Below are 16,383 nucleotides of genomic sequence, written 5' to 3'. Positions count from 1 at the left end.
GCCGCGGCGCTGCGCGAAGTCTGCGCCCTGCTGCTGGCCGAGCTCGCCGCCGCGCCCGAGCCCTCCCGCGAGGAGGCGCTGGCGATCGCCGAGACGCTCTCGCGCGCCGGCTGGCCCTGGGGGGTCGCCGCCATCGCCGCCCTGCGCTCGGCGCCCGTCGGCAACGCCTTCCGCACCTCCGGGCTCGACGTCTGGGCGCGCATCTACGAGTGGGAGGCCGAGGCCCCGGCCGGCGAGCCGGGCTCCAAGCCGCTCGATCCGTCCGCCGCCGCCGCCCGCCTCGCCGAGCTCCTGGCCCGCGCCGGGCTCGACGAGGCGCGCCCCGCCCAGGCCGCGTACGCCGCCGAAGCGGCGCACGCCTTCCAGCCCCGCGAGCGCGAGGGCGAGCCGCGGTTCATGCTGGCCGAGGCTGGCACCGGGGTCGGCAAGACCCTGGCCTACCTCGCGCCCGCCTCGCTGTGGGCCGAGGCCAACGCCGGCGCGGTCTGGGTCTCCACCTACACCCGCGCCCTGCAGCGCCAGATCGAACGCGAGAGCCGGTGGCTCTATCCGGATCCTCCCCCCGGCGCGGAGCGCCGATCCGGGGGAGGTGGCCCAGAGGGCGGGTGGGGGTTGAAGTCCGCCGATTCTGCCTCGCAACCCCCTCAGTCCCTCCGGGACAGCTCCCCCACAGGGGGAGCATCTTCCACGCCTCGCCCCCGCCGCACGGTGGTCCGCAAGGGCCGGGAGAACTACCTCTGCCTCTTGAACTTCCAGGAGCAGGCGAACGCCGCGCAGCTGGGCGCGGGCGACCTCGTGGGCATGGCGCTCGCCGCCCGCTGGGCGCGCGCCTCGAAGGACGGCGACATGACGGGCGGCGACTTCCCGGCCTGGCTGCCCACCCTGTTCGCGGTCTCGCCGGCCGCCGCGGCCAGCCCCGCCAACCTGGTCGACCGGCGCGGCGAGTGCATCCACGCCGGCTGCCCGCACTACCGCGCGTGCTTCGTGGAGAAGGCGATCCGCGCCTCCAGGCGCGCCGACATCGTGATCGCCAACCACGCGCTGGTGATGACCCAGGCGGCGTTCGACGGCGCCCGCGCCGCGCGCGGCTCCAAGGCCGACGGCGAGACCAGCCAGCTCCGGCGCATCGTCTTCGACGAGGGCCACCACCTGTTCGACGCGGCTGACAGCGCCTTCTCCGCCGCGCTCTCCGGCGCCGAGGCCGCCGAGCTGCGCCGCTGGATCCGCGGGCCGGAGGGGCGCGGCCGGCGGGGGCGGGGCCTGGAGGCGCGACTGCTGGACGTGCTGGGCGAGGCGGACGAGGCCAAGGCGGCGCTCGTCCAGGCGACCCGCGCCGCCGCCGCCCTGCCGGGCGAGGGCTGGTCCGGCCGCATCTGCCCGCCGAACGGCGAGGTGAACCCGATCGGGCCGATCGAGGCCTTCCTGGTGGCGGTGCTGGAGCAGCTCCGGGCGCGCGCCGCGCCCTCCGAGGTCGGCATGGAGTGCGCCGCCCGCCCGGCGCTCGACCTGGTCCGCGACACGGCCCGCCAGGCGGCCGCCGCGCTGGCCGCCGTCGAGGCGCCGCTCGCCGCGCTCGCCCGCCGCCTGGAGGACCTGCTGGACGCCGAGGCCGCGACGCTGGGCGCGACCGAGCGGGCCCGCATCGAGGGCGCGCTGCGCGGCCTCGACCGCCGCGCCCGGATGATGCTGCCCGCCTGGCGCTCGATGCTCCGGGCCATCGACGAGGACGCCGAGGACGACCCCGACTTCGTCGACTGGTTCGACGCCACCTTCCTCTACGGCCGGGTGGTGGACGCCGCCTGCCGCCGCCACTGGGTCGATCCCACCGAGCCCCTGACCAACGCCGTCATCGCGCCGGCGCACGGGGTGCTGGTCACCTCGGCGACGCTCACCGACCCGACGCTCGACGATCCCTTCGCGCTCGCCGAGATGCGCACCGGGGCGGCGCGGCTGCCCGAGCGGCCGAAGACCCTGAAGCTCGCCTCGCCGTTCGACTATCCGGCCAACGCGCGGGCCTTCGTGGTCACCGACGTCGGCCGCGACGATCCCCGCCAGGTGGCGGCCGCCATGCGCGAGCTGTTCCTGGCGGCGGGCGGCGGCGGGCTTGGCCTGTTCACCGCCATCCGCCGGCTGAAGGCGGTGCACGAGCGGATCGCCGCGCCGCTGGCCGACAAGGGCCTCGCGCTCTACGCCCAGCACGTCGATCCGCTGGAGGTGGGGGCGCTCGTGGACATCTTCCGCGCCGAGGAGGACGCCTGCCTCCTGGGCACCGATGCGGTGAGGGACGGCGTCGACGTGCCGGGCCGCTCGCTGCGGCTGCTGGTGTTCGACCGCATCCCCTGGCCGCGCCCCGACATCCTGCACAAGGCGCGCCGGGCGCGGTTCGGCGGCAAGGGCTACGACGACGCGGTGGCGCGCGGCCGCATCGCCCAGGCGTTCGGCCGGCTGATCCGCCGGGCCGACGACAAGGGCTGCTTCGTCATGCTCGACGCCGCCGCCCCCACCCGCCTGTTCTCCTCGCTCCCCGAAGGCGTCGCCCTGCAGCGCGTCTCCCTCGTCGAGGCGATCGAGGCGGTGGCGGCGTTCCTCGGAGGTTAGCTGCGCTGCCGGTCGCGCCCGAAGTTGGGGGCGGGGCTCTCCTGGCCGGCGGCGATGACGCCGCGGCGGATCTCGCGGGTGCGGGAGAACAGCTCGAACAGCTTGTCGCCCTCGCCCCAGCGGATCGCCCGGCTGAGCGCCTGCAGATCTTCCGTGAACCGCCCGAGTATCTCGAGCACGGCTTCTCGGTTGGCCAGGAAGATGTCGCGCCACATCGTCGGATCGGACGCCGCGATGCGAGTAAAGTCTCGGAACCCGCCTGCCGAATACTTCATCACCTCGGCCTGGGTGACTTCCTCCAGGTCGGCCGCCGTGCCGACGATGTTGTAGGCGATCAGGTGCGGCAGGTGGCTGGTCACGGCGAGCACCAGGTCGTGGTGCGTCTCGTCCATCCGCTCGACATGGGCGCCCAGCGCCGTCCAGAAGTCCGCCAGCCGCTGCACCGCCTCGAGGTAGGGATCGTCGTCCCGCCGCTGCGGCGTCAGGATGACCCAGCGGTTGTGGAACAGCTCGGCGAAGCCGGCGTCCGGCCCCGACTGCTCGGTGCCGGCGATCGGGTGTCCCGGCACGACGAAGGCCGTCTCCGGCAAGGCCTCGCTCAGCGCCTCGGCCACCTGGGCCTTGACCGAGCCCACGTCGGTGACCGTCGCGCCGGGCTTCAGCCCCGCCGCGGCGGCGCGGGCCGCCTCGCCCATGGCCATCACCGGCACGGCGAACACCACGAGATCCGCGCCCTGCACCGCCTCGGCCACGTCGGCCGTCACCCGGTCGCCCAGACCGAGCTCGCCGGCCCGGCGGCGCACCGCCTCGGAGGCGTCGGCCACGGCGATCTCGCCGACCGCGCCCACCGCCCGCGCCGCCCGGATCAGCGACGAGCCGATCAGGCCGCAGCCGATCACCGCCAGCTTGGGGTAGATCGCCTCGGCCACCCCTCAGCTCCGCATGAACTCGGCGAGCGCGTCGATCACCGCCCGGTTCTGGTCCTCGAGCCCGATCGTCAGCCGCAGGTGGTCCGGCAGGCCGTAGTTGTAGAGCGTGCGCAGCAACAGGCCGCGGGCCGCCAGGAAGGCCTCCGCCTCCGTGGCGGTCCTGCCGGGCGCTTTCGGAAAGCCGATCAGCAGGAAGTTCGCCGCCGAGGGCCCGATCACGTCCAGCCCCAGCCCGCCGAGCTGCTGGGTGAGCCACGGCCGCCAGCGCTCCACCAGATCGATCGAGGCCTGCTTGAACGCCTCGTCGCCGAGCGCCGCCACGGCGGCTGCCTGCGCCGGGACGGTGGTGTTGAACGGCAGCCGGATGCGGTCGACGGCCTGGACGATCTCCAGCGGCCCGTAGCCCCAGCCGATCCGCAGCCCGGCCAGCCCGTAGAGCTTCGAGAAGGTGTGGGTCACCACGACATTGGCGGCGGACCTGGCGAGCTCGAGGCCATCGTCGAACGCCGGGTCCCGGCAGAATTCGCCATAGGCGCCGTCGAGCACCAAGACGACGCTGGGCGGCAGGGCCTCGTGCAGCCGCCTGACCTCGGAGAACGGGATCCACGTGCCGGTCGGATTGCCCGGATTGGCCAGGAACACCAGCCGGGTGCGCTCGTCCACGCACCCGAGCAGCTCGTCGACGTCGATGCGGAAGCCGGGCTCGGGGGCGGAGCGCACCTCCGCCTGGCAGGCCCGGGCCCCGATCGCGAAGGCGGCGAAGGCGTACTGGCCCTGCACCATGTTGTCGCCGGGCTCGAGGAAGGCCTGGTTGAGCAGGGCGAACACCTCGTCGGACCCGCAGCCGAAGATCAGCCGCTCCGGCTCCAGCCGGAACTTCTCCGCGATCGCGGCGCGCACGATGGAGGTCCTGGGGTCCGGATAGGCCTGCAGGCCCTCGACGGCCTGGGCGTAGGCCTCCCGGGCCTTGGGGCTGGAGCCCAGGGCGTTCTCGTTGGCCGAGAGCTTGACCGGCCTGTCGATCCCCTCGGCCTTCGCCTTGCCCGGCACATAGGGGCGGATGTCCACGATGCCGGGCTTCGGGATCGGACGATCGGCGTTCGCCCGGTCGGAGACGGCGCCCGGGATGGTGGGAGATGACTGGGACATTCCGGACTTGATGGACGTGGGAGCCGATGACGGCCGAGGCGTCGCCTCTTACACGTCCAGCGGGCTCGGCGCAGCCCCGATCACGCCGGAAAGCGAGCCGGGCGCACGGGCCAGCCGCGCGTCGTGCGGCTGGTAGAAGCCCGCCAGCATGAACAGCTTCAGCCCGCCGGCCTGCACCAGCGGCGTGGCCGCCACCCCGTCGCGGCTCAGCGCGTGCTCGATCGCCGAGGCCGGCTGCGGGGCGTCGGTGACCCAGAAGGTGTTGTCCGCCCCGGAGGGCTCCACCTCGACGTCGGCCACCGCCAGGGCCGACAGCGGCCCCCAGGCGGCCAAGCAGGGCAGGGCGGCGAACACCCGGAGCCTCGGCTCCGCCAGCAGGCGGCCCCACCAGGCGTTGTCGGGCGCAAGCGCCACCACCGCCACTCCGCCCAGCTTGCGCGCCGCCGCCAGCGCGTCCTCCGGCCGTCGGGCCTGCTTCAGCGCCGGCGCGGCGCCGAAGCGCAGGCGGGCGAGCTCCACCGCGCGCGCCGCATCGCCGTCGCCCCAGACCGCGAGGCTGAACGGGCCCTGCACCAGCAGGCTCTCGCCGATCAGCTCGCGCCAGATGCGCACCACCAGGGCCGGGGTCGCGCCGCGCCGCGGGCTGGCCAGGAGCTTGCGCAGCAGCTGCGCCTCGCGCGCCGGCCTCAGGCCGAATTTGCCGGCCTCGCCCGCGGCGGTCTTGGCGGCGGCCACCACGCTCGCCAGGCTCGCCCGCTCGTCGACCAGCCGGAGCAGCTCGGCGTCGATGGCGTCGATCCGCTCGCGCACCTCGGCCAGGCTCGGCGGCTGGGCGGGCATGCTCGGCTTGGCCTGGGCCATTTTCTCCCCCGGAACGAAGGCCCGCGACCTAGGTCATTGCGGGTTGCCACGCAATAGGCCGTCTCGCCGCAAAAATGTTGCAGCCGCAACGGTCCGACGCTCAGACGGCGGCCGTTTCGGCCTCGGCCCCGTCCAGCGCCTGCTGCAGGACAGCCAGCAGGTGCTCCGGCTTCATGGGCTTCTCGACCACGCCGTCCATCCCGGCGGCGAGATAGCCGGCCGCGTCGTCGGGATCGGCGTTCGCGGTCAGGGCCACGATGGGCACGCCGCCCACCGCGCCCGGCAGGGCGCGAATGGCGCGGGCGGCCGAGATCCCGTCCATGCGCGGCATCTTGATGTCCATCAGCACCAGGTCGAAGCGCGCGGCCTGGACGGCGTCGATCGCCTCGAACCCGTCGCTGGCGGCCTCGCAGGTGCAGTCGAACATCTCGCACAGCGCCCGGGCGACCATGCGGTTGGTGGCGTTGTCGTCGACGATCAGCACATGCGCCGGGCGGGTCGTGAGCTTGCGATCATCTTCGGGCGAATCCTCGGCTCTGGGCAGGGCGAGCTCGAAACGAACGCTCTGGCCGCCGCCCTCCTGGGACGCCGGCGCCAGCTCGCCGCCGAGGTCGCCTACGATCTGGCGGGCGAGCGCCACGCCCAGCGCGACCTCCAGGCCGAAGCGGCTGTCCACGCTCCGCACCCGGCTCTCCAGGTCCCGGCCGCTCCAGTCGGCGTCGGCGCCGCCACGGACCTGCGCCTCAATGCGCACGGTCCCTTCGTTCGCGATCGCCTTCAGGCTCGCTTCCACGGCGCCGCGCCGGGCGCTCGCCACCGCCTCGCCGATGAACCCGTCGAAGGCCTGCACCAGCCGCCGGCGATCGGCCATGACCTTCAGCTCCGGGTCGCCGTCATAGGAGACCAGCAGGGTGACGCCGCCCATGGCGGCCGTGGGTCGCCAGTGTTCCTGGATCTCGTCCATCAGGTCGCGCAGGCTGATCGGGGCCGGCGCCAGCGCCAGGCCCTCGGTGTGCATCGCCCGCAGGTCGAAGGCGGCGTCGAGCATCCGGCGGACCGCGGCGGCGGATTCAGCCACCCCGCTGGCGCAGGCCTGGGCGTCGGGGCTCAGCCGTTGCCGCGCCAACTGCTCCGTCAGCGCCAGGATGCCGGTCATCTGCTGCCGGATGTCGGAGGCGATGCGCTCGAAGATGAACTCGGGCAGGGACATGGGCGACCGGCTCTGCGACACGAGGCGGTGAGCATGCCGCCTGCCGCTTGCGAACTCGTTAAGCCTCCTGGATCGATGCGGCGCCAGGGATCGGGCCCGAGCTTCCGATTCGGCGGTCGAGCGCGCATATGGGCGCCATGACCGAAGCCGCAGGCGCCCTGGTGCTGTTCTCGGGCGGGCAGGACTCCGCCGTCTGCCTGGCCTGGGCGCTCGACCGCTATGCGCGGGTCGAGACGGTGGGCTTCGACTACGGGCAGCGCCACTCCGTGGAGCTTGAGGCGCGCCAGGCGGTCAAAGCCGCGGTCGTCCGGCAGTTCCCAACCTGGGCGGCCCGGCTGGGCGAGGACCACATGCTCGACCTGCGCGGCTTCGGCGAGGTCGCCCAGTCCGCGCTCACCGACGAGCGGGCCATCGAGATGACTGACAAGGGCCTGCCCTCGACCTTCGTGCCGGGCCGCAACCTGGCGTTCTTGGTCCACGCCGCCGCCCTCGCGGACCGCCGCCGGCTCGGCGTGCTGGTCGGCGGCATGTGCGAGACCGACTTCTCCGGCTATCCGGACTGCCGGCGCGACACGCTGGACGCCCTGCAGACGGCGCTCAACCTCGGCATGGCCCAGGACTTTGTCATCGAGACCCCGCTCATGCGGCTCACCAAGGCCGAGACCTGGGCGCTCGCCAAGCGGCTGGGTGGCGATGCGCTGGTCGAGATCGTCCGCGCCGAGAGCCACACCTGCTATCTCGGCGAGCGGCGCACGGCGCACGAGTGGGGCTACGGCTGCGGGAGCTGCCCGGCCTGCGAGCTGCGCGCCCGCGGCTGGCGCGAATGGGTGGCGCAGGGACGGCCTGCGATCGCCGCATGAGCTACGCCGTGAAGGAGATCTTCCTCACCCTGCAAGGGGAGGGGGCGCAGGCGGGCCGCGCGGCCGTGTTCTGCCGCTTCGCCGGCTGCAATCTGTGGTCGGGGCGCGAGCAGGATCGGGCGGGGGCCGTCTGCAGCTTCTGCGACACCGACTTCGTGGGCCTGGACGGGCCGGGCGGGGGCCGCTTCGCGGGCCCGGAGATCCTGGCCGAGGCGATCGAGGGCGCCTGGGCGGGCGGCGCGGGCGACCGGCTGGTGGTGCTGACCGGCGGCGAGCCCCTGCTGCAGGTGGACGAGGCGCTGATCGCGGCGCTGCATGCGCGCGGGTTCTCCATCGCGCTGGAGACCAACGGGACCATCGCCGCCCCGCCCGGGATCGACTGGATCTGCGTGAGCCCCAAGGCCGACGCCCCGCTCGCCCAGACCTCGGGCCAGGAGCTGAAGCTGGTCTATCCGCAGCCGGGCGTCGATCCGGCCCGCTTCGAGCCGCTCGCCTTCGAGCGCTTCCTCCTGCAGCCGATGGACGGCCCTGAGCGCGAGGCCGCCACCCGCGCGGCCATCGCCTATTGCCTTGCCCATCCCCGCTGGCGTTTAAGCCTGCAGACCCACAAATACCTGGGCATCGCCTGAGCCCGGCTCGGCGCCCGATCGGACCTCATGAGCTCCCCAACCTTCGAGATCACCAAGGCCGCGACCTTCGATGCGGCGCACCACCTGCCGGCCGGCGGCCCTGTGGGCAGCCCCTACACGCGCCTGCACGGCCACTCCTTCCGCGTCGAAGCGACGGTCCGCGGCGAAGCCCAGCCCCCGGTCGGCTGGGTGGCGGACCTCGCGGAGCTCGAGAGCGCCCTTCGCGCCATCGCCGGCGAACTCGACCACGGCCTGCTCAATGAGAAGCCGGGCCTGGAGAGCCCCACGCTGGAGCGCCTGTGCCTCTATTTCGCCGATCGGCTGGGGCCGGCCTTCCCGGGCCTCTGCCGCATCGTCGTCTCGCGGCCGACCATCAACGAGAGCTGCGCTCTGGTTCTGGACCGGGGAAACGGCGAAGCCTAGGCTCCCGCTGGGCGCGACGTGGGGGGCCATTTGATGTCTGCGGTGGGTATCGGCGGCGTCTTCTTCCGGGCGACGGACGCCGAGGCCCTGCTGGACTGGTATCGAACGCACCTGGGCCTGGTGGCTGACGATGGGTTTCAATGGATGCAAGAGGCCGGTCCGACCGTGTTCATGCCGTTCTCCCGTGACACCGAGCACTTCGCTGCCGACCGGCAGTGGATGATCAACTTCCGGGTCAGGGACCTGGATGGGCTGGTTTCGGCGCTCCGCGACGCGGGGATTTCGGTCACGACGGACCCCGCCTGGGACAGCCCGGAGACCGGCCGGTTCGCCCGCATCCAGGATCCAGAGGGAAACCCCGTCGAATTGTGGGAGCCGCCGGCCTCGGCAGGCTGACCGGGCTGCGCGCTATTGCCCCTCGGGCTTGTCCGATTTCCCGCCGCCGCCGGTCGCCGCGTCGACGGCCACGTGGCCCACGTGCACCGTCTCGCCGACCGCCTTGCCGGCCACGCCGACCGCCGCCCCGGTGACGCCCACCGCAGCGCCCGCCACGCTCGTGGCGAGGCATCCGCAGAGCGCCGCGGCCGCGGCGGTCACGGTTGCGACTCTCAAGGCGGTGCTGAGGCGAGGCATCTGGAACTCCGGAACTGCGCCATCATGCCAGAGGCCGACGTGGGACCTATTCGTCCTCCGGTGCGGCCTTTTGCTGCGCCGGGTCCGTCGACCTGCGCCAGGGGCCCTCGTGCTTCGGGTCCTGCCGGCGCCTGCGGTCGGGACCGAAGTAGTCGCCGGTCCGGACGTAGGAGCGGGGGTTCTCCACCACCTGGCTGATGCGCTCGATGACGCCGCGGGCGGTCAGCGGCTTGGCCAGGAACTCGTTGACCCCGGCGTCGCGGGCCTCGGCCACCCGCTGCATGGTGGAGTGGCCGGTGATCATCACCACCGGGCACATCTGGTTCGGGCTGTCGGGGGAGTTGCGCAGCAGGCGCACGAAGTCGATGCCGTCGAGCGGCTGCATCGACAGGTCGGTCATGACGATGTCGACGGGGTGGTTGCGCATCATCTGCAACCCTTCGGCCCCGTCGTTGGCCTCGTAGATCTCCTTGACGCCGATCGCGCGCAGGATTTCGGCGAGCAGCACCCGCATGTAGTGGTTGTCGTCGACCAGGAGGATGCGGAGCAGGTCGTATCGCACAGGCGGCCGTTGCTGTCCTAAGGGGCGCCGATACGCGCTATACGCGTCGCGGCACGCGAATGTGGCGCTGAATTACGGGCGTGTAACGCAACCGGTCAACCGGAAATCGACCGCCGCGAAAATGCGCCTAAACCCTTGTCGCGAGTGAATTATCCTCCTGCAAGCGGGACTTGTGACGTGTCGTCGCGACCTGCGGTCAGGCGCCCCGCCCGCTCGCCCCGGGCGCGAAGGCGCCGCCGCCGGTCTGCCCACGGTGGCGCAGGAAGGCGTCGGCCAGCACGCAGGCGACCATGGCTTCCACCACCGGCACGGCGCGGATGCCGACGCAGGGATCGTGCCGGCCCTTGGTGCGCAGCTCGATCTCGGCGTTCGCCTCGTCCACGCTGCGGCGCGGCGTCAGGATCGACGAGGTCGGCTTGAACGCCACCCGCGCGGTCACCGGCTGGCCGGTGGAGATGCCGCCCAGGATGCCGCCGGCGCGGTTCGACAGGAACACCGGCCCGTCGTTCCCCGCCCGCATCTCGTCGGCGTTCTCCTCGCCTGACAGCGCCGCGGCGGCGAAGCCCGCGCCGATCTCCACCCCCTTGGCGGCGTTGATCGACATCAGGGCCGAGGCGAGCTCGGCGTCGAGCTTGCCATAGACCGGCGCGCCCCAGCCGGGCGGCGCCCCCAGCGCCTCCACGGCGACGATCGCGCCGGTCGAGGAGCCCGCCTTGCGGACGGTCTCCAGGTGCGCCTCCCAGACCGGGACCATCTCCGCGTCCGGGCACCAGAAGGGGTTCTCGCCGACCGCCGACCAGTCCATCCGCTCCGGATCGACCGCGTGCGGCCCGATCTGCACCACGGCGCCGCGGATCGCGACCTCGGGGATGATCTTGCGCGCGATCGCCCCGGCCGCAACCCGTGCGGCGGTCTCGCGGGCCGACTGGCGCCCGCCGCCACGGTAGTCGCGCACGCCGTACTTGGCGAAATAGGTGTAGTCGGCGTGTCCCGGGCGAAACGAGGTCGCGATCTCCGAATAGTCCCGGCTGCGCGGGTCGACGTTGTCGATGATCAGCGAGATCGGCGTCCCCGTCGTCAGCTGCTCGGGATGGCGCTCGTCGGAGAACACGCCGGAAAGGATGCGGACCGCGTCGGGCTCCTGCCGCTGGGTGACGAACTTCCCCTGGCCCGGACGGCGCTTGTCGAGGAACCCCTGGATGTCCGCCTCGCTCAGCGGGATGCCCGGCGGGCAGCCGTCGACCACGCAGCCCAGCGCCGGGCCGTGGCTCTCGCCCCAGGTGGTCACGCGCAGCAGGTGGCCGAAGGTGTTGTGGCTCATGCGCCGCCGCTTCTAGCGGAAGCCGGGCGGCCGGCCAAACGGCTCAGGCCGCCCAGGCGGCGGAGAAGCGCTTGAGGAGCGCGCGCGCCGCCGAGTCCAGCGGCCCCGCCTTCGGCGCGAGCCGGACGAACAGGTGGCCCTCCGGGTGGCGGCCGCGGGCCGGCAGACCCAGCCCGGGCGCGCGCAGCAGCCGCCGCTCGCCGGCCCGCTTGGAGACCCACAGCACGCGGCGGCCGATCGGGGTGACCACGGCGAGACGGCCGCCGCCGGCGAGCGTCTCGGGCGGCACGGCCACCGTCATCCACAGGTCGTGGCCACGCACCTGCATGTCCGGCCCGTTGCGCACCGTCACCTCCAGCACGACGCCTTCGGCGCGCACCTCATCGCCGCTGCGCAGGCCGACCGGACAGCGGATGCGGAGCTTGCGGCCATCCGGCGTGCGGTGCTCGGCCCAGCCGCCGCCCCAGGCGACCAGCGGGCTCACATAGAGCTTGCCCGGCTCGTCTTTCGGCGGCAGCGGATCGGCCCAGGCGATTCCGGTGGCGCGTTCCAGGCGCCGGCAGGCCTCGACCAGCCGCTGGAACGGTTCCGCCGGGCCGCCGGTGCGGTCGGGATGGGCGGACTTGGCGGCGCTGCGGAAGGCGCGGCGCACGTCCTGGGCGTCGGCGGCGGCGCCCACGCCCAGCAGCGCGCGGGCCTCGCTCAAGCTCATCTGTGGCGCCGCCTTGGCCATTGAGGCCCAGCTTGCGCGCGCCGGCGTCAATGCCGCGTTAAATCTCGCGGATGCGAAGCCGCTCGGGCTATAGGGGCGCAATGATCGAGAAGCCGCCGATCCCGCCCTCGCCCAGCGAGGACGACTACGTCCGCCAGGTGGCGGCCGCCGAGCCGCCGCCGCAGCTTGCCGAGACCGATCCCTTCGCGCTGTTCGCCGAATGGATGACCGAGGCGCTGGCGAAGGAGCCCAACGACGCCAACGCCATGGCGCTCGCCACCGTCGACGCGGACGGCCTGCCGGACGTGCGCATGGTGCTCCTGAAGGATGCCGACGCGCGCGGCTTCGTCTTTTACACGAACCTGGAAAGCGCCAAGGGCCGCCAGCTCGCGGCCAGCCCCGCCGCGGCGCTGCTGTTCCACTGGAAGTCGCTGCGCCGGCAGGTCCGCGCCCGCGGCGCCGTGACGCCGGTCAGCGCCGAGGAGGCCGACGCCTACTGGGCGACCCGCGCCCGCCCCGCCCAGCTCGGCGCCTGGGCCTCGGAACAGTCGCAGCCGCTGCCGGACCGCATGGCCTTCGAGAAGCGCATCGCCGAATTCGGCCTGAAGTTCGGGCTGGGCAAGGTGCCGCGCCCGCCGCACTGGTCGGGCTACCGCCTGGCGGCGCAAACCATCGAGTTCTGGCGCGACCGGCCGTTCCGGCTGCACGAACGCCTGGTCTTCGAGCGGCGGGGCGGAGGGTGGACCACCAAGCGGCTCTATCCTTGAGCGACGCCGAGGAAGCCGAGGTCGCCCGCTGGTTCGGGGGCTTCGCCGAGCGGGCCATCGAGACCGCCTGCGCCCGGGTGTTCCTGGCCGGCGACACGGCCTTCAAGGTCAAGCGGCACGTGGACCTGGGTTACGTCGACTTCACCACGGCGGAGCGGCGGACGTGGGCGCTGGAGCGGGAGCTCGCGTTCAACAAGGCCGCCGCGCCGGACATCTACCGGGCGCTGCGGAGGATCACCCGCGAGGCGGACGGGAGCCTCGCCTTCGACGGCGTGGGCGGGACGGTGGAGACCGTGCTGGAGATGCGCCGCTTCGCCGACGACGCGCTGCTCGCCGCCCATCCGGAGCGGGTCGACGGGGAGCTGGCCGAGGCGCTGGGCCGCGCCATCGCCGGCTTCCATGCGGCCGCCCCGGTCCGGCCGTTGGGCGGGGCGAGCTCCATGGCCTTCACCGTCGGGTCCAACGCCCAGCTGCTCGGGCAGCTCGCGCCGGTGCTCGGTGAGCCGTCCGTCGCGCGGCTGGTGGCGCTCACCGCCGCCGAGCTGGATCGCCAGGCGTCCCTGCTCGCCGCCCGCGCCGGCCAGGGCTTCGCCCGCCGCTGCCACGGCGACCTGCACCTGGGCAACATCCTGGTCGAGGATGGCCGGCCGATCCTCTTCGACTGCATCGAGTTCAACGACCTGCTCTCCGATATCGACGTCCTCTACGACCTCGCCTTCCTGCTCATGGACCTCGAGTTCCGCGGCCGGCGCGAGGCCGCGGCCCGGGTGCTCGCCGCCTGGCTCGACCAGGCCGCCCGCAGCTTCCCGGCGACGATCTGGGAAGGTCTCGCGGCCCTGCCGCTGATGCTCTCCGTGAGGGCCGCGGTGCGCGCCCACGTGCAGGCCCACGCCGGCGATCCGGCGGGCGCCAGGGGCTATCTGGCGGCGGCCATCGAACACCTTGCGCCCGCCCCGCCGGTCCTGGCGGCGGTGGGCGGCCTGTCCGGGACGGGCAAGTCCAGCTTCGCCCGCGCGATCGCCCCGGCGCTCGGCGCGTCCCCCGGGGCCGTGGTCCTGCGCACCGACGAGATCCGCAAGCGGCTGGCGGGCGCCGGTCCCACCGATCGGCTGCCCCGCGACGTCTACACGCCCGCGTTCTACGCCAGGGTCTACGAGACGCTGTTCGCCGAGGCCGGCGCGATGCTCCGGGCCGGCCGCGCCGTGGTGCTTGACGCGACCTTCCTCGAGCCGGACCTCCGCCGCCGCGCCGAGGATCTGGCCCGCGAGGCGGGGGTCCCGTTCCGCCCCGCGTTCCTGGACGCGCCGCAAGCCGTGCTGGAATCCCGCATCGCCGCCCGCGTCGGCGACGCCTCCGACGCCACCCTCGAGGTCCTCCGCGGCCAACTCGAGCGCCTCGCCCATACCGAAGTCACCTGGCCCCGCGTCGACACCTCCGGCGACATCCCACAGGCCGCCAAATCCTGGCTGGCCACCTGAGCAAGGCCGAAGGCGCAGGCTCAGTCTTTCAACACCAAGACCACCAAGGACACCAAGACCACCAGGAAGGCCGCGGCGCCTTCGTGGTCTTCGTGGTCCTCGTGGTTCGATACGGCGGTTCGCGCTTGGGGGCTCGCCGGGGATCGTCCCAGTCCCGTTTGCTTATCGGCGGTCAGGAAACTAACCTGCCGAAAAGCCTGAGAAAGACCCGGGGAGGAGTTCCGCCATGCTCGGCCTGATGCAGGATTGGCCGCTTACGGTCGACAAGATCCTCGACCATGCCGCACGATGGCACGGCGAGGTGGAGATCGTCTCCCGCTCGCTCGAGGGCCCGATCGTGCGCACCACCTACGCCCAGGCGCATGCGCGGGCCCGGCGGCTCTCCGGCGCTCTCGCGGGGCTCGGGATCGGGCCCGGCGACCGGGTCGCCACCCTCGCCTGGAACACCGCCCGCCACCTGGAGGCCTGGTACGCCATCATGGGCATGGGCGCGGTCTGCCACACGCTCAACCCGCGGCTGTTCGCCGAGCAGCTCTGCTACATCATCAACCACGCCGAAGACCGCATCATCTTCACCGACCTCACCTTCGTGCCGACGCTGATCGAGCACCGGGCGAAGATGCCGACGGTGAAGCATTTCGTGGTGATGACCGACGAGGCGCACATGGCCGAGGCCAAGGGCCTGGAGGGCGCGCTCTGCTTCGAGACGCTGGTCGACCAGGCTTCGCCCGACGTCGCCTGGGGCGGCTTCGACGAGAACACCGCGGCCGGCCTCTGCTACACCTCCGGCACGACGGGCAATCCCAAGGGCGTGCTCTATTCCCACCGCTCCAACTTCCTGCACACCCTGGTGACGCTGGCCTCCGACGTCATGGGCTTCTCGGCGAAGGACACCATCCTGCCGGTCGTGCCGATGTTCCACGCCAACGCCTGGGGGATCGCCTTCTCGGCGCCGGCGGTGGGGGCCAAGCTGGTGATGCCGGGCGCCAAGCTCGACGGCGCCTCGGTCTACGAGCTGCTGGAGAGCGAGGGCGTCACCTTCTCCGCCGCGGTGCCCACCGTCTGGCAGATGCTGCTGGCGGAGCTGCGCGAGAAGCACGCGACGCTCTCCACGCTGAAGCGCGTGGTGATCGGCGGTTCGGCGGTGCCGGAGGCGATCGTGCGCGGCTTCCGCGACGAGTTCGGCGTCGACGTTACCCACGCCTGGGGGATGACCGAGATGAGCCCGCTCGGCACGCTCTCGGCCCCCAACCAGGCCACCAAGGGCCTGGACGCCGAGGGCCAGGTCCGCCTGAAGCTGAAGCAGGGCCGCGCGCCGCTCGGCGTCGACATGGAGATCGAGGACGACGCCGACCGTCCGCTGCCGCACGACGGCAAGACCTTCGGCCGGCTGAAGGTCAAGGGCCCGTTCATCGCCCGCGAGTACTTCAAGGGCGAGGGCGGCCGGATCCTCGACGACCACGGCTTCTTCGACACCGGCGATGTGGCCACCATCGATCCCGACGGCTTCATGCAGATCACCGACCGCGCCAAGGACGTCATCAAGTCCGGCGGCGAATGGATCTCCTCCATCGAGATCGAGAACATCGCCGCGGGCCATCCGAAGGCGGCGCTGGCGGCGGTGATCGGCGTGGCGCATCCGAAGTGGGACGAGCGGCCGCTGCTGCTGGTCCGGCTGAAGGAGGGCGAGACCGCGACCAGGGACGAGTTCCTGGGCTTCCTGGAGGGCAAGATCGCCAAGTGGTGGATGCCCGACGACGTGGTCTTCGTGGACGACATTCCGCTCGGCGCCACCGGCAAGATCGACAAGAAGCTGATCCGCGAGCGCATGAAGGGCTACGTCCTGCCCGCGGCCCGCGCGAAGGCAAGCGCCTGACCGTCCGGATGATCCGATTCGCAGCCGCCGCCGCCGCGGCCGCCGCCCTGGCCGTTGCCGGGCCGGTTTTCGCCCAGGCGCCGGCCGACGACCCGCTGCCGCCCGGGCCCGGCAAGGACGCCGTGGTGCGCGTCTGCACCGGCTGCCACGACGCCACCCAGTTCGCCTACGCGCGCTACACGCCGGAAGGCTGGGACGACGAGATCGTCAAGATGCAGTCGGCCGGCGCCGAGATGACCGCGCAGGAGCAGCTCGCCATCTCCGCCTACCTCGCCAGGTATCTCTCCAAGCCGGCGCCGCCCGCGCCGGCGCCGTCGCCTGCGCCCGCGCCGGCCGCGCCTTCGCCCGGCGACGCTCCGGCTCGGTGATCCGTGT

Annotated in this window: 17 protein-coding genes; 9 read left to right on the top strand and 8 right to left on the bottom strand. The window is 72.8% G+C overall.

Going from position 1 to position 16,383, the window contains the following annotated elements; translation table 11 throughout:
* Nucleotides 1-2,598: ATP-dependent DNA helicase (locus tag VLI41_RS12920; protein WP_325268494.1), on the top strand; the 2,598-nt coding region annotated here is incomplete at its 5' end.
* Here VLI41_RS12920 and VLI41_RS12915 read toward each other — a convergent pair.
* The 4 genes from VLI41_RS12915 to VLI41_RS12900 all read right to left on the bottom strand — a co-directional run bounded on the left by VLI41_RS12915 (nucleotide 2,595) and on the right by VLI41_RS12900 (nucleotide 6,747).
* Nucleotides 2,595-3,527 (bottom strand): prephenate/arogenate dehydrogenase family protein, encoded by a 933-nt coding sequence (locus VLI41_RS12915; RefSeq protein WP_325268493.1) that lies wholly within the window; start codon nucleotides 3,525-3,527, stop codon nucleotides 2,595-2,597. The genes VLI41_RS12920 and VLI41_RS12915 overlap by 4 nt on opposite strands.
* Nucleotides 3,528-3,530: 3 nt before the next feature.
* Nucleotides 3,531-4,676, bottom strand: a complete 1,146-nt coding sequence (gene hisC, locus VLI41_RS12910; RefSeq protein WP_325268492.1) for a histidinol-phosphate transaminase — start codon at nucleotides 4,674-4,676, stop codon at nucleotides 3,531-3,533.
* 48 nt (nucleotides 4,677-4,724) lie between these two features.
* Entirely contained in the window at nucleotides 4,725-5,537 is an 813-nt protein-coding gene (locus tag VLI41_RS12905; RefSeq protein ID WP_325268491.1) for a chorismate mutase, read from the bottom strand.
* Nucleotides 5,538-5,637: 100 nt separating this feature from the next.
* Nucleotides 5,638-6,747 (bottom strand): response regulator, encoded by a 1,110-nt coding sequence (locus VLI41_RS12900; RefSeq protein ID WP_325268490.1) that lies wholly within the window; start codon nucleotides 6,745-6,747, stop codon nucleotides 5,638-5,640.
* Between the two features lie 137 nt (nucleotides 6,748-6,884).
* Here VLI41_RS12900 and queC point away from each other — a divergent pair, with 137 nt between their 5' ends.
* The 4 genes from queC to VLI41_RS12880 are packed head-to-tail and all read left to right on the top strand — an operon-like array spanning nucleotide 6,885 to nucleotide 9,055.
* Nucleotides 6,885-7,607, top strand: coding sequence for a 7-cyano-7-deazaguanine synthase QueC (gene queC, locus VLI41_RS12895; RefSeq protein WP_325268489.1), 723 nt, complete (start codon nucleotides 6,885-6,887; stop codon nucleotides 7,605-7,607).
* The gene (gene queE, locus VLI41_RS12890) at nucleotides 7,604-8,236 is read left to right on the top strand and encodes a 7-carboxy-7-deazaguanine synthase (RefSeq protein ID WP_325268488.1); all 633 of its coding nucleotides are present in this window, start codon (nucleotides 7,604-7,606) and stop codon (nucleotides 8,234-8,236) included. The genes queC and queE overlap by 4 nt, the downstream gene beginning before the upstream one ends.
* 27 nt (nucleotides 8,237-8,263) lie before the next feature.
* On the top strand, nucleotides 8,264-8,659 hold the full coding sequence (locus tag VLI41_RS12885; RefSeq protein WP_325268487.1) for a 6-carboxytetrahydropterin synthase: 396 nt from the start codon (nucleotides 8,264-8,266) through the stop codon (nucleotides 8,657-8,659).
* A gap of 33 nt (nucleotides 8,660-8,692) precedes the next feature.
* Nucleotides 8,693-9,055 (top strand): VOC family protein, encoded by a 363-nt coding sequence (locus VLI41_RS12880; protein WP_325268486.1) that lies wholly within the window; start codon nucleotides 8,693-8,695, stop codon nucleotides 9,053-9,055.
* 12 nt (nucleotides 9,056-9,067) lie between these two features.
* On the opposite strand, the gene VLI41_RS12875 is transcribed toward VLI41_RS12880, so the two are convergent.
* From VLI41_RS12875 to VLI41_RS12860, 4 genes are all read right to left on the bottom strand, one after another.
* Complete coding sequence (locus tag VLI41_RS12875; protein WP_325268485.1) at nucleotides 9,068-9,256, bottom strand: hypothetical protein; 189 nt, start codon at nucleotides 9,254-9,256, stop codon at nucleotides 9,068-9,070.
* Between the two features lie 82 nt (nucleotides 9,257-9,338).
* On the bottom strand, nucleotides 9,339-9,854 hold the full coding sequence (locus VLI41_RS12870; protein WP_325268484.1) for a response regulator: 516 nt from the start codon (nucleotides 9,852-9,854) through the stop codon (nucleotides 9,339-9,341).
* A 196-nt stretch (nucleotides 9,855-10,050) separates the two neighbouring features.
* Nucleotides 10,051-11,175 (bottom strand): chorismate synthase, encoded by a 1,125-nt coding sequence (gene aroC, locus VLI41_RS12865; RefSeq protein ID WP_325268483.1) that lies wholly within the window; start codon nucleotides 11,173-11,175, stop codon nucleotides 10,051-10,053.
* Between the two features lie 43 nt (nucleotides 11,176-11,218).
* Nucleotides 11,219-11,887: a DnaJ C-terminal domain-containing protein gene (locus VLI41_RS12860; RefSeq protein WP_325268482.1), complete on the bottom strand. Its 669-nt coding sequence runs from the start codon at nucleotides 11,885-11,887 to the stop codon at nucleotides 11,219-11,221.
* A gap of 101 nt (nucleotides 11,888-11,988) precedes the next feature.
* On the opposite strand from VLI41_RS12860, the gene pdxH reads away from it, so the two are divergent.
* The 4 genes from pdxH to VLI41_RS12840 all read left to right on the top strand — a co-directional run bounded on the left by pdxH (nucleotide 11,989) and on the right by VLI41_RS12840 (nucleotide 16,376).
* Complete coding sequence (gene pdxH / locus VLI41_RS12855) at nucleotides 11,989-12,654, top strand: pyridoxamine 5'-phosphate oxidase (RefSeq protein ID WP_325268481.1); 666 nt, start codon at nucleotides 11,989-11,991, stop codon at nucleotides 12,652-12,654.
* Complete coding sequence (locus VLI41_RS12850) at nucleotides 12,651-14,132, top strand: AAA family ATPase (RefSeq protein WP_325268480.1); 1,482 nt, start codon at nucleotides 12,651-12,653, stop codon at nucleotides 14,130-14,132. Before pdxH ends, VLI41_RS12850 begins: the two co-directional genes overlap by 4 nt.
* A gap of 226 nt (nucleotides 14,133-14,358) precedes the next feature.
* On the top strand, nucleotides 14,359-16,008 hold the full coding sequence (locus VLI41_RS12845; RefSeq protein WP_325268479.1) for a long-chain-fatty-acid--CoA ligase: 1,650 nt from the start codon (nucleotides 14,359-14,361) through the stop codon (nucleotides 16,006-16,008).
* Nucleotides 16,009-16,016: 8 nt separating this feature from the next.
* Nucleotides 16,017-16,376 carry a hypothetical protein gene (locus VLI41_RS12840; RefSeq protein ID WP_325268478.1) on the top strand — a complete coding sequence of 120 codons (360 nt, stop codon included), beginning with the start codon at nucleotides 16,017-16,019 and terminating at the stop codon, nucleotides 16,374-16,376.
* Nucleotides 16,377-16,383 lie beyond the last annotated feature (7 nt).

Source organism: Phenylobacterium sp. (assembly GCF_035475775.1).
GTDB lineage: Bacteria > Pseudomonadota > Alphaproteobacteria > Caulobacterales > Caulobacteraceae > Phenylobacterium.
The sequence above is the reverse complement of the archived record's forward strand: the minus strand, read 5'-3'. Positions and strand labels throughout refer to the sequence as shown.